General features: G+C 70.2%; 26 protein-coding genes. 11 read left to right on the top strand and 15 right to left on the bottom strand.

Going from position 1 to position 25,638, the window contains the following annotated elements:
* Positions 1 to 19 precede the first annotated feature (19 nt).
* The 6 genes from uxaC to BWR60_RS14245 all read right to left on the bottom strand — a co-directional run bounded on the left by uxaC (position 20) and on the right by BWR60_RS14245 (position 6,607).
* Positions 20 to 1,423, bottom strand: a complete 1,404-nt coding sequence (gene uxaC, locus BWR60_RS14270) for a glucuronate isomerase (protein WP_088151695.1) — start codon at positions 1,421 to 1,423, stop codon at positions 20 to 22.
* Positions 1,420 to 2,502: a Gfo/Idh/MocA family protein gene (locus tag BWR60_RS14265; protein ID WP_088151694.1), complete on the bottom strand. Its 1,083-nt coding sequence runs from the start codon at positions 2,500 to 2,502 to the stop codon at positions 1,420 to 1,422. Before BWR60_RS14265 ends, uxaC begins: the two co-directional genes overlap by 4 nt.
* A 2-nt stretch (positions 2,503 to 2,504) precedes the next feature.
* Positions 2,505 to 3,512 (bottom strand): Gfo/Idh/MocA family protein, encoded by a 1,008-nt coding sequence (locus BWR60_RS14260; protein ID WP_088151693.1) that lies wholly within the window; start codon positions 3,510 to 3,512, stop codon positions 2,505 to 2,507.
* A 14-nt stretch (positions 3,513 to 3,526) separates the two neighbouring features.
* Positions 3,527 to 4,387, bottom strand: coding sequence for a carbohydrate ABC transporter permease (locus BWR60_RS14255; protein ID WP_088151692.1), 861 nt, complete (start codon positions 4,385 to 4,387; stop codon positions 3,527 to 3,529).
* Positions 4,380 to 5,228: a carbohydrate ABC transporter permease gene (locus BWR60_RS14250; RefSeq protein WP_230983053.1), complete on the bottom strand. Its 849-nt coding sequence runs from the start codon at positions 5,226 to 5,228 to the stop codon at positions 4,380 to 4,382. Before BWR60_RS14250 ends, BWR60_RS14255 begins: the two co-directional genes overlap by 8 nt.
* 89 nt (positions 5,229 to 5,317) lie before the next feature.
* Positions 5,318 to 6,607 (bottom strand): ABC transporter substrate-binding protein, encoded by a 1,290-nt coding sequence (locus tag BWR60_RS14245; protein ID WP_088151690.1) that lies wholly within the window; start codon positions 6,605 to 6,607, stop codon positions 5,318 to 5,320.
* 477 nt (positions 6,608 to 7,084) lie between these two features.
* On the opposite strand from BWR60_RS14245, the gene BWR60_RS14235 reads away from it, so the two are divergent.
* The 7 genes from BWR60_RS14235 to BWR60_RS14205 all read left to right on the top strand — a co-directional run bounded on the left by BWR60_RS14235 (position 7,085) and on the right by BWR60_RS14205 (position 14,742).
* Entirely contained in the window at positions 7,085 to 7,765 is a 681-nt protein-coding gene (locus tag BWR60_RS14235; RefSeq protein WP_088151688.1) for a TetR/AcrR family transcriptional regulator, read from the top strand.
* Positions 7,766 to 7,884: 119 nt separating this feature from the next.
* On the top strand, positions 7,885 to 9,036 hold the full coding sequence (locus BWR60_RS14230) for a Gfo/Idh/MocA family protein (RefSeq protein WP_179221770.1): 1,152 nt from the start codon (positions 7,885 to 7,887) through the stop codon (positions 9,034 to 9,036).
* 3 nt (positions 9,037 to 9,039) lie between these two features.
* Positions 9,040 to 10,209 (top strand): dihydrodipicolinate synthase family protein, encoded by a 1,170-nt coding sequence (locus BWR60_RS14225; protein WP_088151687.1) that lies wholly within the window; start codon positions 9,040 to 9,042, stop codon positions 10,207 to 10,209.
* A 4-nt stretch (positions 10,210 to 10,213) separates the two neighbouring features.
* Positions 10,214 to 11,629: an enolase C-terminal domain-like protein gene (locus tag BWR60_RS14220; protein ID WP_088151686.1), complete on the top strand. Its 1,416-nt coding sequence runs from the start codon at positions 10,214 to 10,216 to the stop codon at positions 11,627 to 11,629.
* Positions 11,630 to 11,632: 3 nt separating this feature from the next.
* The gene (locus tag BWR60_RS14215) at positions 11,633 to 12,460 is read left to right on the top strand and encodes a sugar phosphate isomerase/epimerase family protein (RefSeq protein ID WP_088151685.1); all 828 of its coding nucleotides are present in this window, start codon (positions 11,633 to 11,635) and stop codon (positions 12,458 to 12,460) included.
* An 18-nt stretch (positions 12,461 to 12,478) separates the two neighbouring features.
* Positions 12,479 to 13,702: a Gfo/Idh/MocA family protein gene (locus BWR60_RS14210; RefSeq protein WP_088151684.1), complete on the top strand. Its 1,224-nt coding sequence runs from the start codon at positions 12,479 to 12,481 to the stop codon at positions 13,700 to 13,702.
* 101 nt (positions 13,703 to 13,803) lie between these two features.
* Positions 13,804 to 14,742, top strand: a complete 939-nt coding sequence (locus BWR60_RS14205) for a DMT family transporter (protein WP_088151683.1) — start codon at positions 13,804 to 13,806, stop codon at positions 14,740 to 14,742.
* Between the two features lie 13 nt (positions 14,743 to 14,755).
* Here BWR60_RS14205 and BWR60_RS38670 read toward each other — a convergent pair whose 3' ends face one another.
* From BWR60_RS38670 to BWR60_RS14190, 5 genes are all read right to left on the bottom strand, one after another.
* A complete protein-coding gene (locus BWR60_RS38670; protein WP_275542384.1) occupies positions 14,756 to 14,884 on the bottom strand; it encodes a hypothetical protein in 129 nt (42 codons plus the stop codon).
* Between the two features lie 19 nt (positions 14,885 to 14,903).
* A complete protein-coding gene (locus BWR60_RS38665; RefSeq protein WP_274519180.1) occupies positions 14,904 to 15,026 on the bottom strand; it encodes a hypothetical protein in 123 nt (40 codons plus the stop codon).
* 44 nt (positions 15,027 to 15,070) lie between these two features.
* Entirely contained in the window at positions 15,071 to 15,880 is an 810-nt protein-coding gene (locus tag BWR60_RS14200) for a MipA/OmpV family protein (RefSeq protein ID WP_179221769.1), read from the bottom strand.
* Positions 15,881 to 15,950: 70 nt separating this feature from the next.
* Complete coding sequence (locus tag BWR60_RS14195) at positions 15,951 to 17,324, bottom strand: ATP-binding protein (protein WP_088151681.1); 1,374 nt, start codon at positions 17,322 to 17,324, stop codon at positions 15,951 to 15,953.
* Positions 17,324 to 18,079, bottom strand: a complete 756-nt coding sequence (locus BWR60_RS14190; RefSeq protein ID WP_230983052.1) for a response regulator — start codon at positions 18,077 to 18,079, stop codon at positions 17,324 to 17,326. Before BWR60_RS14190 ends, BWR60_RS14195 begins: the two co-directional genes overlap by 1 nt.
* Before the next feature lie 192 nt (positions 18,080 to 18,271).
* Here BWR60_RS14190 and BWR60_RS14185 point away from each other — a divergent pair, with 192 nt between their 5' ends.
* The 4 genes from BWR60_RS14185 to BWR60_RS14170 all read left to right on the top strand — a co-directional run bounded on the left by BWR60_RS14185 (position 18,272) and on the right by BWR60_RS14170 (position 21,707).
* On the top strand, positions 18,272 to 18,856 hold the full coding sequence (locus BWR60_RS14185; RefSeq protein WP_088151680.1) for a short chain dehydrogenase: 585 nt from the start codon (positions 18,272 to 18,274) through the stop codon (positions 18,854 to 18,856).
* Positions 18,857 to 18,904: 48 nt separating this feature from the next.
* Positions 18,905 to 19,597, top strand: coding sequence for a helix-turn-helix transcriptional regulator (locus BWR60_RS14180; RefSeq protein WP_088151679.1), 693 nt, complete (start codon positions 18,905 to 18,907; stop codon positions 19,595 to 19,597).
* 64 nt (positions 19,598 to 19,661) lie between these two features.
* Positions 19,662 to 20,030, top strand: a complete 369-nt coding sequence (locus tag BWR60_RS14175; protein WP_088151678.1) for a VOC family protein — start codon at positions 19,662 to 19,664, stop codon at positions 20,028 to 20,030.
* A 309-nt stretch (positions 20,031 to 20,339) separates the two neighbouring features.
* Entirely contained in the window at positions 20,340 to 21,707 is a 1,368-nt protein-coding gene (locus BWR60_RS14170; RefSeq protein ID WP_088151677.1) for an amidase, read from the top strand.
* 208 nt (positions 21,708 to 21,915) lie between these two features.
* Here BWR60_RS14170 and BWR60_RS14165 read toward each other — a convergent pair whose 3' ends face one another.
* The 4 genes from BWR60_RS14165 to BWR60_RS14150 form a co-directional block, all read right to left on the bottom strand.
* Positions 21,916 to 22,863, bottom strand: coding sequence for an ABC transporter substrate-binding protein (locus BWR60_RS14165; RefSeq protein WP_218823490.1), 948 nt, complete (start codon positions 22,861 to 22,863; stop codon positions 21,916 to 21,918).
* 5 nt (positions 22,864 to 22,868) lie between these two features.
* Positions 22,869 to 23,651 carry a class II aldolase/adducin family protein gene (locus BWR60_RS14160; protein WP_088151675.1) on the bottom strand — a complete coding sequence of 261 codons (783 nt, stop codon included), beginning with the start codon at positions 23,649 to 23,651 and terminating at the stop codon, positions 22,869 to 22,871.
* A 22-nt stretch (positions 23,652 to 23,673) separates the two neighbouring features.
* On the bottom strand, positions 23,674 to 24,645 hold the full coding sequence (locus BWR60_RS14155) for an ABC transporter substrate-binding protein (RefSeq protein WP_088151674.1): 972 nt from the start codon (positions 24,643 to 24,645) through the stop codon (positions 23,674 to 23,676).
* Positions 24,646 to 24,882: 237 nt separating this feature from the next.
* The gene (locus tag BWR60_RS14150) at positions 24,883 to 25,479 is read right to left on the bottom strand and encodes a nitroreductase family protein (RefSeq protein ID WP_088151673.1); all 597 of its coding nucleotides are present in this window, start codon (positions 25,477 to 25,479) and stop codon (positions 24,883 to 24,885) included.
* Between the last annotated feature and the right edge of the window lie 159 nt (positions 25,480 to 25,638).

The raw sequence follows: 25,638 nt of genomic DNA, 5'->3' as shown, positions 1-25,638 counted from the left end.
TTTGGGTCGATCCATCCGTTTAAAGCTTGTACGCCGCCTTGGGCAGGCGGTAGGCGAGGTCGATCGCCACCTCCGCCGCCTCGTCCTCGTCCAGCCGGTGCTCGGCCACCAGCTGGGCCAGGTAGCGGCAGTCGATGCGGCGGGCCACGTCGTGCCGCGCCGGGATCGACGGGAAGGCGCGGGTGTCGTCGTTGAAGCCGACCGTGTTGTAGAAGCCGGCGGTCTCGGTCGCCAGCTCGCGGAAGCGCAGCATCCCTTCCGGGCTGTCGAAGAACCACCAGGGCGGGCCGAGCCGCAGCACCGGGTAATGCCCGGCCAGCGGCGCCAGCTCGCGCGCATAGGTGCTCTCGTCCAGCGTGAACAGGATCACCGACAGGTCCCGCTCATTGCCGAAGCGGTCGAGCAGCGGCTTCAGCGCGCGGACATAGTCGGTGCGGGTCGGGATGTCGGCGCCCTTGTCGCGGCCGAACTCCCGCTGCAGCGTCGGGTTGTGGTTGCGGAAGGAGCCGGGGTGGATCTGCATCACCAGCCCGTCCTCCAGGCTCATCCGCGCCATCTCGGTCAGCATCTGGGCGCGGAACAGCTCGGCATCCTGCGGCTCGAACCGACCGGAGACGATGGTCTCGAACAGCGTCACCGCCGGCACCGGGTCGAGATCGGCGGTCGCCGCAGTCGGGTGGCCATGGTCGGTCGAGGTCGCGCCCATCTGCTTGAAGAAGCCGCGACGCTGCTGCAGGGCCGCCAGATAGCCGCGCCAGGAATGCGTGTCCTCGCCGGTGATCTCGCCCAGCGCCTGCAGCCCGTCGCGGAAGCCGTCGAACTCCGGGTCCACCACCGGGTCGGGGCGGAAGGCGGTGACCACCCTGCCCTGCCAGCCGCTGTCGCGGATGGCGCGATGGTGGTCGAGCGGGTCGAGCGGCGATTCCGTGGTGGCGATGACCTCGAGATGGAAGCGCTCGAACAGCGCCCGCGGCCGGAACTCCGGCCGGGTCAGCCGGTCGGCGATGCGGTCGTAGATCCGGTCGGCGCTGGCCGGGGTCAGCCGCTCCTCCACCCCGAACAGGGTCTCGAAGGTGTGGTCCAGCCACATCCGGGTCGGGGTGCCGCGGAACAGGTGCCAGTGCTCGGCGAAGCGGCGCCAGATCGCGCGCGGGTCGGTCTCCACCGGCCCGCCGTCGCGGCGCGGCACGCCGAGATCCTCCAGCCGCACGCCCTGGCTGTAGAGCATGCGGAAGATGTAGTGGTCCGGGATGATCAGCAGCGCCGCCGGGTCCGGGAACGCCTCGTCCTTCGCGTACCAGGACGGGTCGGTGTGGCCGTGCGGGCTGATCAGCGGCAGCCCGGCGACCTCGGCATAGAGGCGCCGGGCGATGTCGCGCTGGGTCGGGTCCGGCGAGAACAGGCGGTCGGGATGGAGGCTCATGCCACGGCCTTCGGCTGCGGGCGCCAATCGGCGTATTTCGGGTGCTCCCGGCCGATCGGAAGCTCGATCGCGACGCCGGCCTCCGCGGAATGGAACAGGGCCGTCGCCAGCTCCAGCGACCGGCGCGCATCCTCCAGCGTCACCGGCAGCGGTCCGCCGCTCTCCAGCGCCGCGTGGTAGGCGCCGAGCTGGCCGGCGAAGCGCGACGGCACCGGCTGCCAATCCGCCAGGGCGCCGTCGATCCGCTGCTGGATCTCGGGCGAGGCCGGGATGATCTGCCAGGGCCCGTCGCCGGGGGCGTAAGGCTTGAGGCCGCTCTCGAAGGTCACGTTCTCGAAGCAGAAGCGCAGCCGGCTGATCTCGGCCTGCGAGCCGAGGGTGGCGGCGAGCGAGACCAGGGCGCCGTTCTGCATCACCACGCTGGCCACGGCGCAGTCCTCGACCTCGATCGGGTTCACCCGGGTCGCGGTGCGGCAGTAGACCGAGGCCACCGGCCCCAGCATCCAGGTCATGATGTCGTGCGAATGGATGGCGTGGGTCAGCAGCACGCCGCCCAGCTCGGTGTCCAGCCGGCCGCGCCAGGGCACGGAATAGTACTTCGCGCCGCGGTTCCAGTGCGTCTCCACCGTCGCCAGATAGGGCTTGCCGGCGATGCCGGCCTCGACGATGCGCCGGGCCCGCTGCAGCCCGTCGCCGTAGCGGTACTGGAAGATCGGCATCACCCGGCCGGGCGCCGCCGCCTCGGCCTGCACCACCCGGTCGAGATCCGCCAGCGACCCGACCAGCGGCTTCTCGCAGATCACCTGCTTGCCGGCCTCGAGCGCCGCCAGGATCTGGCCGATATGCACGGTGGGCGGGGTGCAGATGTCGATCACCTCGATCTCCCGCATGCGCAGGATCTCGTCGAAGCTGGTGGTCCGGACCGGGATGCCGAACTCGTCGCCGATCTCGGTCAGCCGCTCCGGGTTCAGGTCGCAGATCGCCTCGACCCGGAACTTGTCCGGATGGGCGGCATAGCCTTCGGCGATATGGCCGCGGCCGACGCCGAGGCCGATCACGGCCACGTTGTGGATCGCCATGGTCAGGCCCTCCCGCCTTCGGCCAGCGCCTGCGCCTGCAGGGCCAGCTCCATCGCCTTGAAGCAATGCGCCTGGGTCATCGCCGTCTCCGTCCGCTCCAGCACGTCGGCCACCAGCTGCCGGCCGAAGGGCAGCTCGACCTGGCTGCAGTCGATCCGCTGCATGCCCTTGCGGTCGACCAGGATCAAGTGGTCGGTGCCGTCCCGGCCGGTCGGGTCGACATATTTGCGCAGCTCGATGTATCCCTCGGTGCCGAGGATGGTCAGACGGCCGTCGCCCCAGGTCGGCAGCCCGTCCGGCGTGAACCAGTCGATCCGGATATAGCCGGTGGCGTCCGGGCTGCGCAGCAGCGCCTCGCCGAAATCCTGCAGCTCCGGGGTCTCCTGGTTGGCCCGGTTGGCGACCGCGGCCGACACCACCTCGACATCGAGCGTGCCGGCGAAGAACAGGAATTGCTCGAACTGGTGCGAGGCGATGTCGGTCAGGATGCCGCCGTAGCGGGCGCGCTTGAAGAACCAGTCCGGCCGGGTCTTGGCGTTCAGGCGGTGCGGCCCGAGGCCGACGGTGTTGATCACCTTTCCGATCGCGCCCGCCTGCACCAGTTCGCCCGCCTTCACGGTCGACCGGGTCTGGAAGTGCTCGGAATAGCAGATCGAGTAGATCTGCTTCGTCTCCGCCTGCACCCGCCGCACCTCGGCCAACTGCTCCAGCGTGGTCATGCCCGGCTTGTCGGAGAGGTAGTCCTTGCCGGCCCGCATCACGGCGATGCCGAGCGGCGCCCGGTCGGCCGGGATGCCGGCCGAGGTGACCAGCCGGATCGACGGGTCGTCCAGGATGGCGCGCGGGTCGGCGACCCGCTTCGCCTGCGGGTAGCGGGCCTGGAACGGGCCGGCGAGGTCGTCCTCCGGCGCGTGGAAGGCGACGAACTCGCCCCCCGCGCCGAGCAGCGCGTCGACCTGCCCGAAGATGTGGTTGTGGTTGATGCCGATGGCGGCGAAGCGGATGGTCATTCCCAAGTCCCGGTTCAGCGTTTCATGCCGGTGGTGGCGACGCCCTCGATCAGAAGGCGCTGGAAGAACAGGAAGAAGAAGAACACCGGCAGCAGGGTCAGGACGGACATGGCGAACAGCGCGCTCCAGTCCGACTTGCCGGTGGAATCGACGAAGTTCCTGAGGCCGAGCTGGACCGTGTAGGAGCCCATGTCGTTCAGGTAGATCAAGGGCGCGAAGAAGTCGTCCCAGGTCCAGATGAAGGAGAAGATCGCCGCGGTGGCCAGCACCGGCTTCGACAGCGGCAGGATGATCTTCCAGTAGATCTTCCACGGGCTGCAGCCATCCATCATCGCCGCCTCGTCCAGCTCGCGCGGGATGCCGCGGAAGAACTGCACCATCAGGAAGATGAAGAACGCGTCGGAGGCCAGGTATTTCGGCACCACCAGCGGCAGGAAGGTGTCGACCCAGTCGAGGCTGAGGAACAGCACGTATTGCGGGATCAGGGTCACGTGGTAGGGCAGCATCAGCGTGCCCAGCATCAGCGCGAACCAGAAGCCGCGGCCGGGGAAGCGCAGCCGGGCGAAGGCGAAGGCGGTCAGCGAGCAGGCGAAGACATTGCCGACCACCGACAGCCCCGAGATCACCGCCGAGTTCCAGAAGAACTGGCCGAAGCTGATGTCCAGCCCGCTCCAGCCCCGGACATAGGCGTCGAGGCTGAAGCTGTCCGGCCACAGTGAGGCCGAGGAGAAGATCTGGCTGTCGTCCTTGAACGAGCTGGCGAGCATCCACAGCAGCGGATACAGCATCGCCAGCGAGCAGGCGCACAGCGCGATGTGGATCAGGAGCGACCGCGACAGCGGCCGGCGGACCTGGCCGAGGGCGACGTCACTCATCGTAATGCACCCAGTAGCGCGCCGAGAGGAAGGAGAAGGCGGTGAACAGCGCGATGATCACGACCAGCACCCAGGCCAGCGCCGAGGCGTAGCCCATGCGGAAATTGCTGAAAGCCTCCTGGTACAGGTACAGCGTGTAGAACAGAGTCGAGTCGATCGGCCCGCCGGTGCCCTCGCTGATGATGAAGGCCGGGGTGAAGGCCTTGAACGCCTCGATCGTCTGGATCACGGCGTTGAAGAACACCACCGGGGTCAGCAGCGGCAGGGTGATGCGCCAGAACTGGTGCCAGCGCTTCGCCCCGTCGATCGACGCCGCCTCGTACAGGTCGCGCGGGATCTGCCGCAGGCCGGCGAGGAAGATGATCATCGGCGACCCGAACTGCCAGACGCTGAGGATCACCAGCGTCGACAGCGCGTAGCTGGGGTTGGAGATCCAGCTGGGCCCCTGGATGCCGAAGATCGCCAGCGCCTGGTTGATCAGCCCGTTGCCGGCGAAGAGCTGCCGCCACAGCACGGCGATGGCGACGCTCGCGCCCAGCAGCGACGGCAGGTAGAACAGCGCCCGGTACACCGGCAGGCCGGCGATGCCCTTGTTCAGCAGCATCGCCACGCCGAGGGCGAAGGCCAGCTTCAAGGGCACCGCGAACAGCACGAACAGGAACGTCACCTTCATCGAGGACAGGAACTTCGGATCGGCCGTGGCGATCCGGACGTAGTTCGCCGCCCCGATCCAGCGCGGGTCCTGCAGCAGGTCGAAATCGGTGAAGGACAGGTAGAGCGAGACCAGGATCGGCCCGGCGGTCAGGCCGATGAACCCGATCAGCCACGGCGTGAGGAACATGTAGCCCGAGAGGGTGCGGGACGTGAGCCGCCGCCTCCCACGCGCCCGTTCCGCCCTGCCTGAGGCCTGCACCGCAATGGTCATTGGCGTCACCCGCGATCGAGAATGCTGTTGGCTTCGTCGACGAACTGCTTCGCACCGTCTGCCACCGACGCCTGCTCGAACGAGATCAACTCGTTCACCCGCTTCTGCAGGAAGGCGATCTCGCCCGCGCCCTTGGGCGCCGAGGGCGGCAGGGGGCCGACCTTGTCGGTGATGAAGGAGATGTAGTCGAGCGCGATCTTGTTCTGCGCGTCGAGCGTCGGCCCCACCACGTCGCGCAACGCCTTCGAGGCCGGCACGCCGCGCTCGACGCCGAGCACCTTCCCCGCCTCGGGATCGGTCACGTAGTAGTTGACCACGCGCACCGCCTCCTCGGCGACCTTGCTGCGGGCGCTGATGCTCCACAGCATCGACGGCTTCAGGTACTGGCCCGGCTTGGCGCCCTGCCCGCCGCTGGGCTGCATCGTCATGTTCAGCTTGGTCTTGACCAGCGCCTGATGCGCCACGAGCTGGTTCGAGTTGGTGCTGATCGCCGCGGCCTTGCCCAGCGCCAGCATGCTGCTCTCCGGCGCGTTCTTGTCCAGCGCCTGGACGTCGGCCGGCGGCACCGCGCCCTTCTGGCGCAGCCCATGCCAGAAGCCGAACCAATCCTCCATGTCCTTGGCGTCAAAGCCCAGCCGGCCCTCGGCGGTGTACAGCGACTTGCCGCGCTGGCGGGTCCAGCAGTCGAGCGACGGCTCGACGCCGCCGGCATCCTGCATGCCCCAGTAGCCCGGCTTCTTCTGGGCGACGCGGCCGGACCACTCACCCCATTGCGTCCAGCTCCAGTCCCATTGCGGCTCCTCGAGGCCGAGCTGCTTGATGGTCTCGGCGTCGTAGACCCAGGCGGTCGAGTTGTTGCCGAGATTGACGCCGTACAGCTTGCCGTCGACCCGGCCGCAATCGATCGCGTCCTTGCCGAAATCCTCGATCTTCAGGATCGACGGCATGAACTCGTCGAACGGCAGCAGCGCCCCGCGCCGCGCGTATTCGACGATATAGCGGTAGTCCATCTGGATCAGGTCGGGGGCGTTGCGGCCCGCGGTCTGGGTGGCCAGGCGCGGCCAGTAGTCGGGCCAGCCCAGCGTCTCGCCGTTGATGCCGATGCCGCTGTGCCCGGCCTCGTACAGCTTGTTGACCGCGTTGGTGCGGTCGGCCCGCTCCTTCGAGCCCCACCAGAACATGCGCAGCCGCGTGTCCTGGGCCAGCGCCGGCATCGAAAGGCCGGAGGCGGCCAGCGCGCCCAGGGCGGCCCCCGCCTTCAGCACCTGCCTGCGATTCGTGATCAGCGTCGCCATCTCGTGTTCCTCCTCTGGTTCGCGCCCCTTCTCCCGAAGGCGCTGGTCGTTGTCCCGCGTCAGCCGCGGCCGGGCATCGCGGCCGTGCCGCCTCCCGGCGGCGGCCCGCTGCTGCCTTTGATGAAGGGAATGGTCCCGGTCCCCCGGGAGGCCCTGCGCGACGCGATCCCCGCCGCCCCCGCGGGACGGGCCAGCCCGGACACGGCGAGACCGGCGACGCCGGTCCCGACCTCCAGGGCGTGCCTGCGGGTCAACCGCAGCGGCGTCATCGCGTTCCTCCTGTTGCCCCGCCCCGTCGGTCGGCGCGGCGCTGCAAGCGGTGGTCGGTTGGTGCCTGAGGCAGGCCTTCGACCGAAGGCCGGCGAGACGATGTTATAACCAGTTGGTTACAAGCTAGATCGATGCGATGATGGCTGTCAACACGAACCCCGGCGGCGGCGCTGCGTCGCCCCCGGCCCTGACCGAGGCCGCCCAGACGTGAGCATCAGCGACGAGACCATCGACGCCCCGACGAAAGATACGCCGAAACGCACCGCCACCAAGGCCGTGCGCGACCCGGAACGCACCAGCGCGGCGATCCTCGCCGCCGCGGTGAAGGAGTTCATGGAGAAAGGGTACAGCGGCGCGCGCATCAACGAAATCGCCAAGCGCGCCGGCGCCAACAAGCGCATGCTGTACCACTATTTTGGCGACAAGGAAGCCCTGTACCTGGCGGTGCTGGAAGGCGCCTATGTCGCCATCCGGTCGGCCGAGAGCAAGCTGCATTTGGCCGACCACGACCCGGTCGACGGCATCCGCGAGCTGGCGCTGTTCACCTGGCGCTACTTCATCGAGCACCCGGAATTCCTGAGCCTGCTGCAGACCGAGAACCTGATGAAGGCCAAGCACCTGAAGCGCTCGGCCCGCATCTTCGACCTGCATTCGCCGCTGGTCGCGGTGATCTCCGACCTGCTCAAGCGCGGCGCGGCCAAGGGCGTGTTCCGGGCCGATGCAGACCCGGTGAAGGTCTATGTCAGCATCGCCTCGCTGGGCGCCTTCTACCTGTCGAATCGGTACACCCTGTCGACCATCTTCCGGCGTGAGCTGACCGAGCCCAAGGCCCTGGCCGAATGGGGTGAGCACATCGCCTCGATGATCCTGGCGTCGCTGCGCCCCTGATCCCGGCCCCGATCGGTACCGCGGCCTCTTGACGCGCAGGGCCGTTCCGTGGTCGGCTAGTAACCAGTTGGTTACAATCATGGCCGGGAATTCCGCCCGTGCCGCAAGGGGAGGGAAGCATGGCCACCCAGCGCCTCGGGCTCATCATGCACGGCGTCACCGGCCGCATGGGCTACAACCAGCATCTGGTGCGCTCGATCTGCGCCATCCGCGACCAGGGCGGCGTGGTCCTGCCGAATGGCGACCGGGTGATGCCCGACCCGATCCTGGTCGGCCGCAACGCCGAGAAGGTCGAGCAGCTGGCCAAGCGCCACGGCATCGCGCGCTGGAGCGACAATCTGGACCAGGCGCTGGCCAACCGCGACGACACGCTGTTCTTCGACGCCGGGTCGACCCAGATGCGGGCCGAGCTGCTGACCCGCGCCATCGACGCCGGCAAGCATGTCTATTGCGAGAAGCCGATCTCCGAGACGCTGGAGGTGGCGACCAAGCTGGCCCGCCACGCCGATGCCCGCGGCATCCGCCACGGCGTGGTCCAGGACAAGCTGTTCCTGCCCGGGCTGCAGAAGATCCGCATGCTGCGGGATTCCGGATTCTTCGGTCGGATCTTCGCGGTGCGCGGCGAGTTCGGCTACTGGGTGTTCGAGGGCGACTGGCAGGCCGCGCAGCGGCCGAGCTGGAACTACCGCAAGGGCGATGGCGGCGGCATCATCCTGGATATGCTGTGCCACTGGCGCTACGTGCTGGACAACCTGTTCGGCGAGGTGAAGTCGGTCAGCTGCCTCGGCGCCACCCACATCCCGGAGCGGGTGGACGAGAACGGCAAGCGCTACGCCGCCGATGCCGACGACGCCGCCTATGCCACCTTCCAGCTCGAGGGCGGCGTGATCGCCCATATCAACTCCTCCTGGGCGGTGCGGGTGCGGCGCGACGACCTGGTGACCTTCCAGGTCGACGGCACCCATGGGTCGGCGGTGGCCGGGCTGACCCGCTGCTTCACCCAGCACCGCGTGAACACGCCGCGGCCGGTGTGGAATCCGGACCAGCCGCAGACCATGAAATTCCTCGACCAGTGGGAAGAGGTGCCGGACAACACCGTCTACGACAACGGCTTCAAGGCGCAGTGGGAGGATTTCATCCGCCACGTCGTCGCCGGCACGCCCTGGAAGTTCACCCTGTGGGAAGGCGCCAAGGGCGTGCAGTTGGCCGAGGCCGGGCTGCAGAGCTGGGCCGAGCGGCGTTGGGTCGACCTGCCGGCGCTGGAGCGCTGAGCCATGGCCGCCCTCACCCTTCCCCGCTCCGGCGGCGGTCTTGAAACCTACGCGATCCGCAATGCGCCGCTGCCGATGCCGGCGCCGGGCAGCGCCCCGGCCTTCAACCGGGTGGCCTATGCCGCGGCGCATGTCGTGGCCGATCCGCTGGCCGACAACGATCCCTGGCTGGACGCCGCGGTCGACTGGGACCGCACCATCGCCTTCCGCCACTATCTCTGGGACCTCGGCCTCGGCGTGGCCGAGGCGATGGACACCGCCCAGCGCGGCATGGGGCTGGACTGGCCGACCGCCAAGGCGCTGATCGGCCGGGCCCTGGCCGGGGCGAAGGAGCGGCCGGGCGCGGTGATCGCCTGCGGCGCCGGCACCGACCACTTGCCCCCCGGCCCCGGCGTTACCATCGCCGACGTGATCGCCGCCTATGAGCAGCAGATCGAGGCGGTGGAGGGCCTGGGCGGAAGGGTGATCCTGATGGCCAGCCGGGCCCTGGCCGCGGTGGCCAAGGGTCCGGACGATTATGTCCGGGTCTATGGCCGGATCCTGGGCCAGGTGAAGCAGCCGGTGATCCTGCACTGGCTGGGCGAGATGTTCGACCCGGCCCTGGCCGGCTATTGGGGCGACGCCGACCACGACCGGGCGATGGACACCTGCCTGGCCGTGATCCGCGACAGCGCCGCCAAGGTCGACGGCATCAAGATCTCGCTGCTGTCGAAGGAGAAGGAGATCGCGATGCGCCGCCGGCTGCCGGCGGGCGTGCGCATGTACACCGGCGACGACTTCAACTATGCCGAGCTGATCGCCGGCGACGCGCACGGCTATTCCGACGCGCTGCTCGGCATCTTCGACGCCATCGCCCCCGCCGCCTCAGCCGGGCTGGCGCGGCTGACCGCGGGGGACGAGGCCGGGTTCCACGACATCCTGGCGCCGACCGTGCCGCTGAGCCGGCACATCTTCAAGACGCCGACCCGCTTCTACAAGACCGGGGTCGTGTTCCTGGCCTATCTGAACGGGCTGCAGGATCATTTCCTGATGGTTGGCGGCCAGCAGAGCACCCGGTCGCTGCCGCATCTGGCCGAGCTGTTCCGCCTGGCCGACGCCGCCCGCGTGCTGCGCGACCCGGACCTGGCGGTGCAGCGGATGCGCAAGGTCCTGGCGCTGGGCGGGGTGGAATGAGGCCGTGACCGCCCCTCGTCTGCGCGTCGTCGAGGCCCGGCTGCATGAGCGGCCGGTGCGGTTCCGGCTGCCCTTCCGCTTCGGCGCCGCCACCGTCACCGCAGCACCGCAGGCTTTCCTGCGGCTGACGGTCGAAGCCGCGGACGGCCGCCGGGCCGAGGGCCAGGCCGCCGAGCTGATGGTGCCGAAATGGTTCGACAAGGACCCGGCCCTGACCGAAGCGCAGAATTTCGACCAGTTGCGCCGGTCGCTCGCCCTCGCCCGCCCGTTCTACCTGGAGGAGCGGCCGGCCCCCGCCTTCGCCCTGAGCGCCGCGGTCGAGCCGCGCCAGCACGCCGCCTGCGCGGCGGAGGGGCTGGGCGGGCTGATCGCCTCCTTCGGCCTCGCCCTGTTCGACCGCGCCGTGATCGACGCGCTGTGCCGGATCGAGGGCATCGACGCGGTCACGGCGGTGCGCACCAACCGGATCGGGCTGACCGCCGCGACCGCGCCGGATCTCGGCGATTTCGACCTCGGCCTGTTCCTGGCCGGGCTGGCGCCGGCTGACAGCCTGCACGCCCGCCACACGGTCGGGCTGGCCGACCCCATCACCACCACCGAGATCGCCGAGTCCCTGGATGACGGGCTGCCGCAGAGCCTGGAGCAGGCGGTGGCCGCCTATGGCCACACCCATTTCAAGCTGAAGCTCAGCGGCCAGGCCGAAGCGGACCTGGACCGGCTGCGCCGCATCGCCGCCGTGCTGGACCGGCTGCCCGACTACCGCGTCACCCTGGACGGCAACGAGCAGTTCGCCGAGGCCGGGCCGGTGGCGGAATTCTGGGACCGCCTCGGCGCCGATCCCGCCCTCGCCCGGCTGCGCTCCGCGGTGCTGTTCCTGGAGCAGCCGATCGCCCGTGCCCGCGCGCTGGCCGAGCCGATCCATGCCCTGGCCGAGCGCGTGCCGGTCGAGATCGACGAATCCGACGCCAGCATCGACGCTTTCCCGCAGGCCCGTGCCCTGGGCTATCGCGGCATCTCGTCGAAATCCTGCAAGGGCTTCCACCGGGCGCTGCTGAACCGGGCGCGGATCGCCAGATGGAGCGCCGAGGACGGCATCCGCTACTTCCTGTCGGCCGAGGACCTGACCACCCAGGGCGGCGTCGCCCTGCAGCAGGACCTGGTGCTGGCCGCGCTGGGCGGCGCCGGCCATGTCGAGCGCAACGGCCACCACTATGTCGACGGCATGGCCGGCGCCCCGGCGGCGGAGCAGCGCGAATTCCTGGCCGCCCATCCGGACCTCTATGCCGATTCCCGCGGCCGTGCCCGGCTGAGCATCCGCGGCGGACGCCTGGCCATCGGCTCGGTGCTGGCCGCGCGCGGCCTGGGCACCGCCCTCACCCCCGACTGGTCGGCGATGGCCGACGGACCGACGGAGATCTGATCCATGGCTGAAGGTCTGTCGATCAACCTCGCCACCGTGCGCCAGCAATGGGACATGCGCCAGGCGGCCGAGGCCTGCCTGGGCCATGGCATCACCGCGATCGCCCCCTGGCGCGACCAGGTGCAGAAGATCGGCCTCGACGAGGCGGCGCGGATCGTGCGCGACAATGCCTTCAAGGTCACCGGCCTGTGCCGCGGCGGCATGTTCCCGGCCGGCGACCCGGAGGCGCGGAAGGCCGCGATCGACGACAATCTGCGCGCGGTCGATGAGGCGGCGGCGCTGGGCGCCGACTGCCTGGTGCTGGTGGTCGGCGGGCTGCCGGCAGGGTCGCGCGACATCGGCGCCGCCCGGCAGATGGTGGCCGACGGCATCGCCGCCATCCTGCCGCATGCCCGGGCCAGCGGCATCCCGCTGGCGATCGAGCCGCTGCACCCGATGTACGCCGCCGACCGCGCCTGCGTGAACACGCTGAAGCAGGCGCTGGACATCTGCGACCTGCTGGGCGAGGGCATCGGCGTCGCCATCGACGTCTACCATGTCTGGTGGGACCCGGAGTTGATGCCGCAGATCGCCCGGGCCGGCGCCGAAGGCCGCATCCTGGCGCATCACATCTGCGACTGGCTGGTGCCGACCACGGACCTGCTGCTGGACCGCGGCATGATGGGCGACGGGGTGATCGACCTGCGCGGCATCCGCGCCGCGATCGAGGCCGCCGGCTTCACCGGCCCGCAGGAGGTCGAGATCTTCTCGGCCGAGACCTGGTGGAAGCGCCCGGGCGACGAGGTGCTGAAGACCTGCGTCGAGCGTTATCACTCGCATTGTACCCTGTAACGGGGTCTGGAGGCGGAAATGGGCAAGACGAGGGTCGCGCTGGTCGGGACCGGCCATCGCGGCGCCGGGACCTGGGGCCGGGAGCTGCTGGCCCAGGTCGGCGACGTGGTCGAGATGGTGGGTCTGTGCGACCAGAACCCGCTGCGGCTGGAGCGGGCGCGGGCGGCGATCGGCCTCGACGCGCCGGTGTTCACCGATCTCGGCGCCATGCTGCGCGAGACCCGGCCGGACCGGCTGATGGTGTGCAGCCGCGACAGCGTGCATGACGAGCACATCGTCCAGGCGCTGGAAGCCGGCGTCGACGCGATGACCGAGAAACCGATGACCACCACGGCGGAGAAGTGCCGCCGCATCCTGGAGGCGGAGAAGCGCACCGGCCGCCGGGTCGACGTCACCTTCAACTACCGCTACGCCCCGACCTCGCAGCGGATCAAGCAGTTGCTGCTGGACGGCGCCATCGGCGACGTCGTGTCGGTCGACTTCCACTGGTATCTCGACACCAAACACGGCGCCGATTACTTCCGCCGCTGGCACGCCTATCGGGCCTATTCCGGCAGCCTGTTCGTGCACAAGGCCACCCATCATTTCGACCTGCTGAACTGGTACCTGGCGTCGGAGCCCGAGGAGGTGTTCGCCCGCGGCGAGCTGCGCCATTACGGCCGCAAGGGCCCGTTCCGCGGCACCCGCTGCAAGGACTGCGCCCGCGCGGGGGAGTGCGACTTCCACTTCGACATCTCGTCCGACGCCTGGCTGGAGATGCTGTACGAGGACCCGTCGCGCGAGGACGGCTATGTCCGCGACGCCTGCGTGTTCCGCGAGGACATCGACATCCCGGACACGATGTCGGCGGCGCTGCGCTACCGGAACGGCGTCCAGGTCTCCTACTCGCTCAACACCTTCATGCCGATCGAGGGCCACCACCTGGCCTTCAACGGCACCAAGGGGCGGATCGAGGTGCGGCAATACGAGCGCCAGCCCTGGACCGTGCCGCCGGCCGACGAGATCCTGCTGATGCGCAACTTCGGCGCGGTCGAGCACATCTGGGTGCCGCAGGAGCATGGCGGCCATTGGGGCGGCGACCCGAAGATGCAGGCGATGCTGTTCCGGCCGGGCATCCCCGACCCGCTGGGCCTGCGCGCCGACGCCCGCGCCGGGGCGCTGGCGGTGCTGTGCGGTGTCGCAGCGCTGGAGAGCATCGACAGCGGCCGCAGCGTCGCCGTGGCGCCGCTGCTGCAGGGCTGACCCGCGGCCCCTTCCCGCATGGCCGGAGTTCCGCCATCCTGCCGGCCCTGTGGGAGGAAGCGGACCGTGATCGATCTCGACACCAGGCCGGTGGGGCGCGCATGAGCCCGTCCGCCGACATCGCCGCGGCGAAGGCCTCCGGCAGCGCGCCGCTGCTGGGGCTGCTGCTGCTCTGCTCCTTCCTCTGGGCCACCGCCTATCTGCTGATGAAGGTGCTGGGGACCGACATCGCCCCGGTGCCGCTGGCCGCCATCCGCGGCCTGATGGGCGGCGGCCTGCTGGCGGTGTGGCTGCTGGCCCGCGGCCAGACCATCCTGCCGCGCGGCCGGGAATGGCGCGACTGGATCGTGCTGGGCGTCCTGCAGGGCATCATCCCGAACACGCTGACCGCCTATGCCCTGGCCGACACCGAGGCCGGGCTGGCGGCGCTGATCGCGGCGTCGAGCCCGCTGATGGTGGCGGTGCTGGCGCATCTGCTGTTCAGCGACCAGCGGCTGGCCGGCCGGCGCGCCGCCGGCGTCCTGGTCGGCTTCGCCGGCATGGCCATCCTGCTGGGCCCCGCCGCCTTCGCCGGCACCTCCGCCGGGCTGTTCGGGCCGCTGGCGATGGCGGCGACGGCCGCCAGCTACGCCTTCGGCGTGATCTATGTCCGCAGCATCCCGTCGCCCCAGCCGGTGCGGCTGGCGCTGGGCCAGCAGGTCTTCTCCGGCCTGCCGAGCATGGTCGCGGTGCTGGCCGTCACCGGCCCCGCCGCCTTCGCCGCGGTGCCGTCGCACGCGCTGGCGCTGCTGTTCTTCGGCATCTTCTCCACCGCCGTGCCGATCGCGCTGTACATGCAGATCCTGCGGGTGGCCGGGCCGACGCTGGGGTCGATGAACGCCTATCTGACCCCGGTCTGGACCGTGCTGCTGGGCGTGCTGGTGCTGCACGAGACGGTGGCCCTGAACGAGGTCGCCGGCGGGCTGGTGGTGCTGGCCGGCATCGCCATCGTCTCCTCCGCCAGCCGCCGCGGCCCGGCGGCGAGCGCCGCCCGCCCCTGACCGGCGGCGCGCATCACCGCAGCCCCCGGAGCCGCGGCAGGACGCAGAGCAGGATCGCGGCGGAGCAGAGCACGGCCACGACCAGGGTGCCCCGTTCCACCATCTCGATCACGGCGCCGAGCCAGAGCATCCCCAGATCCATGGCGGCATCTCCGACGGTGTCAGTCCCGGGCGGCGCGGCACAGCGCCCAGAGATAGGGGGCGGCACAGAGCAGGATGCCGCCGAGCCAGAGCATGGCGAAGATCATGATGCGTCCTTCCAGCATTCCGATGAAGCCGGACATGGTGGCAGCGCCCGCACCGGCGGCCGCCCCTGGCGGGCGGGCGCTCAGAACCGGTAGCCGACCGCCAGCCCGACGGAGGGCTGCACCTCGCTCTCGGTGATCGGGCTGTCCGCCGCGTCGCCGAGCAGGACGCCGACGCCGACATTCGCCGTGGCGAACCAGCTCTCCGAGATCGCCCAGTTCAGGCCGACGCGGAAGTCGACGCTCTTGAACCCGGCCCCGGCGTCGTAGCGCTCCAGCCCCGATTTCCGCGACTGCGACGACGAGACGCCGAAGAAGCTCTGCATGTAGTCGTCATTGGCCCAGGTGGCGGAGACGCTGGAGGACAGCGTCCAGCTCTCGGACAGGGGCACCTTCACCGACACGTCGGGCCGGACCAGCACGCCCTCGCTGCCGCCGAAATCCTTGCTGACGTCGAGGCCGAGCTGGACCATGCCGAAGGAATAGGAGCCGAAGACATGGCCGCGCGCGGCCGCGTCGATGTCGCCCAGCCCCCGCAGATGATCCTCGTCATCCTCGTCTCGCCCCGGCGCGAGGCCGACCGACACGCCCAGCCGCAGCGCGTCGGTGCGGACGACGTTGACGCCCAGCCCGCGCCCCATCTCGAGGAAGACCCGGTCCCGCCAGTTGATCGAGACGAAGGGCAGCGGCGATACCGAGAACTTGTCCGAGCCCTCGTAGCTCGGCCGGACCAGGGCGCCGCCGCCGAGCACGAAGCTCCAGTCGCCGCGGCCGGCATCCGGGGCCTCCTGGGCCACCGCCGGCATGCCGGTGACGGCCAGGATCACGCCGGCGCCGGCCGCGCGAAGAATTCGCCCCGAAGACGCGAGGGCGGTCAACGAAGACACTGACATGCGATTCATCCCGTGGCTCGATGGAGCCGCGAGAGTAGAAGCCGGCCGGATGGACGGGTTTTAAGTTCTGTTAAGAGATGTTGCCGCGACCCGCAGCCCCGCGAGCCAACGGATCGGTGGGCGGCAGCGAGATGCGGACGACCAGGCCGCGCGGGGCATGGTCGAGCAGCTCGATCCGGCCGCCATGGCCGCGGACGACATCGCGCGCGATCGACAGGCCGAGCCCGAAGCCCCGGCCCGCGCCCGCCGGCCGCGCGTCATCGCCCTTGAAGAAGGGATCGAACACCTTCTCGCGCAGCGGCGCAGGGATGCCCGGCCCGTCATCCGCCACCGCGATCTCCGCCGCACCACTCGTCCCGGCGCGAAGGCTGACCCGGACCGTCGATCCGTGCTGGATCGCGTTGTCCACGATATTGCTGACCGCCCGGCCCAAGGCGTTGGGCCGGCAGACCCGGACCAGACGCGACGGCCCGGCATAGGCGACGTCATGGCCGACATCGCCGAATTCGGCGCAGATCGTCTGCAGCAGGCTGGGCAGGTCGGCCCGCGACATCGGCTCCTCGCGGAGGCCGGGCCGCAGATACTCCAGCGTCTCGTCCAGCAGGCCGCTGATCCGCACCACCTCGTGCAGGATACCGTCCCGCAGCTCCGCATCGCCGATCCGCTCGGCGCGCAGCCTCAGCCGGGTCAGCGGCGTCCGCAGGTCGTGGCTGATGGCCGCGAGCATGCGGGTCCGGTCGTCGATCAGGGCACGGATGCGGGTGCGCATGTCGTTCAATGCATCGGCGACCTGGCCGATCTCGCGCGGCCCCCGGCGATCGATCAGGCGGTCATCGTCGGGCGAATGGCCGAAGGATTCGGCCGCACGCCCCAGCGCCGATAGCGGCGCGATGATCCAGCGCACCGCATAAACCGACAGGAACACGACGAAGACCAGCATCGTGATGATGATCAGGACGGTGGGCCGGAGGATGAACCGCCACAGGCTGGACAGGGTGGGGGCCGCGAACACCAGGGCGGACCGGTCGTCGAGCTGCACGATCAGGCCGTCCCCGGCGCCGGGGTGGAAGTCGGCGCTGCGCACCTCGATGTCCCAGAGGGTCCTCAGCTGAAACGCGATCACGCCGGTCGCGAACGGCATCGGCGCATCCGCGGGGCGGGCCGTGAACTCCGCCGACGGCACCCGGACGGCGCTGAAACCGGCCCGCCGGGCGACGTCGAGGATCTTGTCGAGCTCCTCCAGGGTCTCGGCGGTCTGGGCGATCTGAATGACCTTGCCGATCCCCGTCGCCGAGAGCGAATCCCCGTCCCGCGCATCGGGTTCCCGGAAGAACAGGAACAGGATGGCGCTGGTCAGCCCGATGCCCAGCAGCACGGACACGGCGAAGATCCCGGTGATCTGGACGGCGATGCTGTGCGGGATCAGGCGGGAGGGGAACCGCATCAGGCCGGCTCGACCCGCTCGGTGAACATGTAGCCGCCGAGGCGCACGGTCTTGATGAAGCGCGGATTGTCGGGATCGGGCTCGATCTTCTGGCGGATGCGGCTGACATGGACGTCGATGCTGCGCTGCACCGGGCTGGCCAGGCCGCTATGGGTCAGCTCGATCAGCTGGTCGCGCGACAGCACTTGGCCGGGGTGGCGGCACAGCGCCGCCAGCAGGTCGAACTCGACGCTGGTCATGGCCACCTGCACCCCGTCGGGGTCGTGCAACTGGCGCGAGGCGGGGTCGATCCGCCACCCGGCGAAGCGCAGGGACCGGGCGCGGCCGGCGTCGCGGCCGCCCTGGACGCGCCGGAGCAGCGCCCGGATGCGGGCCACCAGCTCGCGGGAATCGAACGGCTTGGGCAGGTAGTCGTCGGCCCCGATCTCCAGCCCGACGATCCGGTCGACCGCGTCGCCGCGCGCCGTCACCATGATGATCGGGATCGCCGAGGCGGCGCGGAGACGGCGGCAGATGCTGAGCCCGTCCTCCCCCGGCAGCATGATGTCGAGCACCACGAGATCGACCGGGACCAGGCGCAGCACCGCATCCATCTCGCCCGCATTGGCGACGGCGGAGACGGTGAAGCCGCTCTCGGCGAGAACGCCCTGCAGCATCCGCGAGATCTCGAGATCGTCCTCGACGAGGAGGACATGCGGCTGTGCCTCCGGGCGCGCCGCTGCGGCGGTCGGCATGGTCTTTTTGGGTCCGGCCATGGCCCATTGTCTCAGCGGGCCGACGGCCGATCATCCGTCCAAATGTTATTTTTTGTAAACGCCGCTTCGGGCGCCGGGACGGCGCGCGCCGCGCATTTTGCACCGTCCGCTTCACAGCCATTGAAGATTATGGGTCATTCTCTTCAGGGAAGCGGGATCGCATCCTCGGGGCCAGACACCGAGGGAACCCTCATGAAGATCATCGTCATCGGCGCCACCGGCACGATCGGGTCGGCCGTCGCCGCCGCGCTGGAGCCGCGGCATGAGGTGGTGCGGGCGTCGCGCCATGGCGTCCCGGCCGTGGACATCGAGGACCGGGGCTCGATCGCTGCGCTGCTGGCCGCGGCCGCACCGGTCGACGCCGTGGTGTGCTGCGCGGCCAGCGCCCGGATGGCGCCGATCGACGCGCCGGACGAGGCGTTCCTGGATGGCCTGCACGGCAAGCTGCTGGGCCAGGTGGCGCTGCTGCGGCTGGCCCTGCCCCGGCTGCGCGACGGCGGCTCGGTCACCCTGACCGCCGGCACCTTCGACCCGCCGATGGCCGGCGCCGCCTTCGGCGCCCTGGTCAATGCCGGGCTGGAGGCCTTCACCCGCGCCGCGGCGCTGGAGCTGCCGCGCGGCCTGCGGATCAACGCCGTCACCCCCGGCTGGGTGCGCGAGACGCTGCAGGCGATGGGCCGGGATGGCGGCACGCCGGCCGCCGAAATCGCCCGCACCTATGTCGAGGCGGTGGAGGGCCCCTTCACCGGCCGGGTCCTGGTGCCGGGCGCGCGCTGACATTACTGCCAGGATCTGGCAGCATGGCCGCCTCGACCAGGAGGGGCCGTGTCGCGATCCGAACGCCTGCTGGGGCTGATCCAGGTGCTGCGCCGTCACCGCCGGCCGGTCAGCGGGCGGGCCCTGGCGGCCGAGACCGGGGTCAGCCTGCGCACGCTCTACCGCGACATCGCCACGCTGCAGGCCCAGGGCGCCGACATCGAGGGCGAGCCGGGGCTGGGCTATGTGCTGCGGCCCGGCTTCATGCTGCCGCCGCTGATGTTCTCGGAGGACGAGATCGAGGCGCTGGTGCTGGGCTCGCGCTGGGTGGCGCGGCGCGCCGACGATCGGCTGGGCGATGCCGCCCGCAACGCCCTGGCCAAGATCGCGGCGGTGCTGCCCGAGGATCTGCGCGAGAGCCTCGACGCCAATACCCTGCTGGTCGGCCCCGGCCAGCCGATCGCCGGCGGCGGCATCGACCTCGCGACGGTGCGCCAGGCGATCCGCGGCGAGCGCAAGCTGGCCATCGCCTATCGCGGCCCGGAGGGGGCGGAGACGCGGCGGGTGATCTGGCCCTTCGCCCTCGGCTTCTTCGACCAGGTCCGAATGGTGGTGGCGTGGTGCGAGCTGCGCCAGGGCTTCCGCCACTTCCGCACCGACCGGATCGTCGAGCTGGCGACCATCGAGGCGCGCTATCCGCGCCGCCGCCAGGCCCTGCTGAAGGAGTGGCGTGAGAGCCAGGGCATCGCTCTGCGCAATTGACTGCTGCCGGAAACTGACAGCATCGGCGCGCATCCTTGGCCTGTCACCGCACCTGGAGAGCCCGATGCCGATCCCCAGCTACACCCTGCTCTATGTCGACAACCCGCCGGCCAGCGCCGCCTTCTATGCCGGGCTGCTGGGCCGCGAGCCGGTTGAATCCCAGCCCACCTTTGCCCTCTTCGTCCTCGAGGGCGGGGCCAAGCTGGGCCTGTGGTCGCGCCACACGGTCGAGCCGGCGGCGACCGCGGCCGGCGGCGGCGGCGAGATCGGCTTCAGCGTCGCCGACGCCGCCGCGGTCGAGAGCCTGCACGAGGCATGGCGCGGCCGCGGCCTGCCGATCCTGCAGCCGCCGACCACGATGGATTTCGGTCACACCTTCGTCGCCCTCGACCCCGACGGCCACCGCCTGCGGGTGTTCGCGCTGACGGAATAAAGACGCGGCATTCAGTTGCCTCTCCCGTTTGCGGGAGCTTTTCAAACGCCCCTCCCTCGCCGTCATTGCGAGGAGGCGAAGCCGACGAAGCAATCCAGGGGCCGGTTCGCACCGGCCCCTGGATTGCTTCGCTGCGCTCGCAATGACGATGGCGAGAATTCCGAAAAGATCTCGCCTGTGGGAGAGGCCACGCAAACCAAACCCTTCGCACTGGGTCTCGACAAACCCGGCGCCGGCTGGTCGAGTAGCGGATCGCACCCGGCCGGCGGCCCGCCGGGGCGACGGGATCCGGGGCCGTGGAACACGCCCGTGACCGACCTGTCCCAGCTCTCCGCCGCCGCCCTCGGCCGCCTCTACCTCTCCGGCGCCGCCGACCCGGTCACCGCGACCGAGTTCTTCCTCGACCGCATCCGCGCCTGCCCGGACAGGGCGATCTTCCTGCTGCTGACCGAGGCGCGGGCGCGGCGCGAGGCCGAGGCCAGCCTGAAGCGCTACCGCGCCGGCCGGCCGCTGGGGCCGCTGGACGGCGTGCCGCTCGCCTGGAAGGACCTGGTCGACCTGGAGGGCACGGTCACCACCGCCGGGGCCGAGGTGCTGCGGCACGCCCCGCCGGCCAGGGCCGACGCGCCGATCGCCCGCCACTTGGCCGCCGCCGGCATGGTCAGCCTGGGCAAGGTCAATCTCAGCGAGTTCGCCTTCTCCGGCCTCGGCATCAACCCGCATTACGGCACCCCGGCGAACCCGTTCGACGCCGCCACGCCGCGGGTGCCCGGCGGCTCCTCCTCCGGCTCCGCCGTCGCGGTGGCGCGCGGCCTGGCGCCCTGCGCCATCGGCACCGACACCGGCGGGTCGGTGCGCATCCCCGCCGCCTTCAACGGGCTGGTCGGCCTGAAGACCTCCGAGGGCCGGATCGACAAGAGCGCCGTCTATCCGCTGTCGCAGACCCTCGATTCGGTCGGCCCGCTGGCCCGGACGGTGGAGGACTGCATCCTGCTGGACGCGGCGCTGCGCGGCGCCGTCGCCACCGACATCCGCCGCGCCGAGCTGTCGGGCCTGCGGCTGGTGGTGCCGGAAAATGTGGTGTTCGACCAGGCCGAGGACGGCGTGGTCGCCAATTTCGAGCGGGCGCTGGCGGTGCTGGCCGCCGCCGGGGCCAAGGTCGAGCGCCGGCGCATCCCGATCATCGACGAGATGTTCGCGGCCGGCGCCGCCCATGGCTCGCTGACGGGGGCGGAGGCTTACGCCTTCCACCGCGAGCTGATGGAGGGGCCGGACGCCGCGCGCGTCGACCCGCGCATCACCTCGCGCATCGTCAACGGCAAGCGGATGACGGCGCTGGACCTGCTGGCGATCCAGGCCATGCGCCGGCGGCTGACCGCGGCCCTGGCGGCGGAGCTGGACGGCGCGCTGCTGGCCTTCCCCACCGTGGCGCATGCGGCGCCGGAGATCGCGCCGCTGGAGGCCGATGTTGACCTGTACCACCAAGTCAACCTGCGCACCCTGCGCAACACCATGATCGGCAACATCCTGACCCTGTGCGGCCTGGCCCTGCCGACCGGGCTGGACGGGCGCGGCCTGCCGACCAGCCTGCTGCTCTCCGCCCCCGCCGGCGACGATGCCCGGCTGCTGGCGATCGGCCTGGCCGCCGAGGCCGCCGGCATCGACCAGCGCGACTGAGAGATCGTTTGGAAATGCGCTGGCGTGAGTCGGCTGGCGGTGGTTTCGAGAACCGGAGCGCAGCGCACATTTGGTGCGTGAGCACCGGAAGCGCAGAAACCGCCGTCAGACGGCCACGCCAGTGCATTTCCAAACGATCTCTGAAAGGCCCGGCCAAGTCCCCCTCGGCCGGGCCCTTCTCCCCTCCTCCGCCCCCCGACGGAGAGGATCAGACCGCGCTGAAGCTGCGGTCGATGGTGGACGCGACATCGACCCGGTCGCGCAGGATGCCGAACTCCACCGTCAGGTCGGCGGCGCGCTGCAGCTCTGCCACCACCGCGTCGTCGAGGGCGACGAAGCCGACCTGCTGCTGCTCGGTCGACCGCTGCACCACCGCCTCCGGGATCTTGGAGAGTCCGGCGTAGTAGCGGGCGTATTCGGCCGGATGGGCGCGGACCCAGGCGCGGCCGGCGCTGAGCCGGCCCAGGAAGTCCTGCAGCGCCGCATGCTTGGCCGCGATCGCGTCGACATGGGCCGCGACCAGGGTGATGGTCGGCGACAGGCCGCGCCCGTCGGCCACCACCCGGGCGCCGCGCTCCAGGATCTCGGTGGAGACATAGGGCTCCCACACCGCCCAGGCGTCGATCGCGCCGGCCGCCAGCGCCGACCGCGCCTCGGGCGGCGGCAGCAGCACGATCTCGACCTCGGACGGGTCGATGCCGGCCTGCTTCAGCGTCGCCAGGATCAGGAACTGGCCCCAGCCGGCGCGGGTGCCGGCCACCCGCTTGCCCTTCAGGTCCGGCACGCCCTGGATCGGCGAGTCCGACCGCACCAGGATCGCCTGGGTGCGCGGGTCGGCCCGGTAGGCGCCGATGGCGCGCAGCGGCGCCCCGGCGGCGAAGACGGTGAAGAAGGACAGGTCGCCCATCATGCCGACATCGAGCGCGCCGGCGTTCAGCGCCTCCAGCAGCGGCTGCGCCGCCGGGAACTGCTTCCAGTCGATCCGGTAGGGCAGGTTGTCCGCCTGGCCCGAGACCTCGACCACCGAGCGGTTGCCGAACAGCTGGTCGCCGACCTGCAGCACCGTCTCCTCGGCATGTCCCGGGCGGGCCAGCGCCAGCAGCGGCAGGCCGAGGGCGAGGCGCAACAGGTCGCGGCGGCTGAGCGTGCTGTGCATCGGCATCAATCCAGCAGGTCCGGCTCGGCCGCGACGATCCAGTCCCACAGCGGCTTGAAGCTGAGGGCGCCGCCGGTCGGGCCGCCGATCCGGTCGTAAGTGAACTTCGCCGTCTCATGGTCCAGCACGATCGGCGTGCCCGCGGCCTCGGCCAGCAACTGGGCGTGGGCGGCGTTGTCCATGGCGATGTACCACCACACCGCCGCCTCGACCGACGGGCCGGCGGTGAGGAAGCCGTGATTCTGCAGGATCACGGCCTTCCTGTCGCCCAGCGCCCCGACGATGCGCTGGCCCTCCTCCGCCTCCAGCACCACGCCGTGGAACTCGCCATAAAGCCCGTGGTCGCCGTAGAAGGTGCAGGAATCCTGGGTGATCGGGTCCAGGAGCCGGCCCAGCGTCGACCAGGCCTTGCCGTAGGTCGAATGGGTGTGGGCGGCGGCGATCACGTCCGGCCGCGCCTTGTGGATCGCGGCATGGATGACGAAGGCAGCCTCGTTGATCGGCTGACTGCCCTCGACGATCTCGCCATGCTCGTTCACCAGTTGCAGGTCGGAGACGCGGATCTGGCCGAAATGCTTGCCCAGCGGATTGACCCAGAAATGGTCGGTCAGCTCAGGGTCGCGCGCGGTGATGTGGCCCGCCAGGCCCTGGTCGAAGCCGCGGCGGGCGAAGATGCGGAAGGCCGCCGCCAGGCGCTGCTTGCGGTGCAGCCGCTCCGCCTCCAGCGAATTGTGCTGCGGCAGGGTGAAGAAGTCCCGGGCCCGGGTGGCGACGGTGGCTTGGCTCATGGGGTCGGTCCTCGCGGGGGAGTCAGGCGCTCTTGGCCAGCAGGTCGCCGTAGCGGCGGTCGAACAGGGGGGCGACGTCGATCGGGCCGGGCACCAGCCCGAGCTCGCTGAAGGTGTCGGCGACGGCCTGGACCGAGGCGACGGCGTCGTCGGTCACCGGCTTCAGGTCGTTGGGCTGGCTGGCGTTGCGCAGTTGGCCCAGCACGATGTCGCGCGGCACGCCGATGGCGTCGCTGAAGATCGTCGCCCAGTCCTCGAGATGGGCCTGCTGCCAGGCCCAGGCCCGCTTGATGCGCAGCAGATAGTCGCCGATCGCGGCCGACAGCTGCGGGTCGTCCAGCGCCTCGGCCCGCGCCGCGTAGATGTAGTTGCCCGAGAGATAGCCATTGGCGGTGACCAGCACCCGGGCGCCGGAGGCGGCGATGGTGATCGGCACGGAGTAGCCGTAGATCGCCCAGGCGTCGATCGCGCCCTGGTCGAAGGCGGCACGGCCATCGGCCGGGGTCAGGGGCACGCCGGTGATGTCGGCGAAGGACAGGCCGGCCGTCTTCAGGATCCGCGCCAGGTAGTACTGGGTGGTGGTGGCGCGGACATAGCCGACGCGCTTGCCGGCGAGGTCGGCCGGCGTGCGGATCGGGCTGTCCTTCGGCACCAGGACGACCTGGTTGTTGACGTCGTCGGCGATGATCGCCACCGCCTTGATCCGGGCGCCGGAGGCGGCGGCGAAGACCGGCGGGATCTCGCTCATCGACCCGACATCGATGGCGCCGGCATTCATCGCCTCGACGATGACGTTGCCGGAAGCGAATTCGCCGAAGGTCAGCGTGTAGGGCGTGCCGATCTGCCCGGCGGCGCGCAGCAGGTTGTCCTCGCGGCCCTTGTACTTGGCGGCGCGCAGGGTGACGCCGGCCTTGGCCTGGGAAAGGCCGGGCGCCAGCGCCAGGAGGCCGGCGCCGCCGGCCAGAAGCGAGCGGCGCGACAGGAGGAAGGGCACGGGCGCTCCTTGCGGTGAGCGTGCGATGCGGCGATGCCGGGATTCGATGTGGATTATGAGAATATACAAAACTTATTGAGTCAAACTTAATTTTTTGCTTTCTACTTTTGTTATTTTGACTCGAACCAACATCTCTCCGTCATTGCGAGCGCAGCGAATCCATCCAGGGGCCACAGCGAGCGGCCCCTGGATGGATTCGTCGGCTGCGCCTCCTCGCAATGACGGCGGGGGCGTTTCCTACCCCGCCCGGAACGCACCCTCCGACACGATGCTGCCGAGGGGCTTGCGGCCGCTGGGCACTTCGCGCTCCTGCAGCTTCTCCGGCAGCGTCGCCTTGTCGCCGAGCCGGCCGATGGCGATGGCGGCGTCGGCGGCGTAGTCCGGCGGCAGGCCCAGATGCTCCCGCGCCTTGTCACGGTCGAAGCCGGACATGCCGTGGGTGTGCCAGCCGGACAGCAGGGCCTGCAGCGCGAAATTCGACCAGGCGGCGCCGGCGTCGAAGGAGTGGGTAAGAAGCTGGGTCTCGCCCTTGCCGGGCTGGTCAAACTTGGTCTTCGACGCGACGATCACCAGCGCCGCCGCATGCTGCGCCCAGCCGCGGTTCCATTCGTTCAGGATGTCGAGGAAGACCGGCCAGCGCTCGCTGCCGCGGCGGGCATAGATGAAGTGCCAGGGCTGCGAATTATACGCCGAGGGCGCCCAGCGTGCCGCCTCGAAGAAGCGCAGCAGCTCCGCCTCCGGGATCGCCTCCTCGGTGAAGGCGCGCGGCGACCAGCGCCGCAGGAACAGGGCATCGATGTCGTGCTCGGCCACGCGGCCGTCGAGACTGGTCATGGCGACTCCAAAGCCGATCCCGTTCGATCGGCGGGGCTGCGGCGGATCGGAAAAGCCCATTGTCATACCGGCCAAAGCAACGTCAAAACAAATTACTCCTGTGCAATCATCCGGCATCGCTATTGTGTGACACCGATCCGAACCACTGTCCCGGCATCG

The sequence above is a fragment of the Inquilinus limosus genome (assembly GCF_002195995.1).
In the GTDB taxonomy this organism is placed as follows: Bacteria; Pseudomonadota; Alphaproteobacteria; order DSM-16000; family Inquilinaceae; genus Inquilinus; species Inquilinus limosus_C.
The sequence above is the reverse complement of the archived record's forward strand: the minus strand, read 5'-3'. Positions and strand labels throughout refer to the sequence as shown.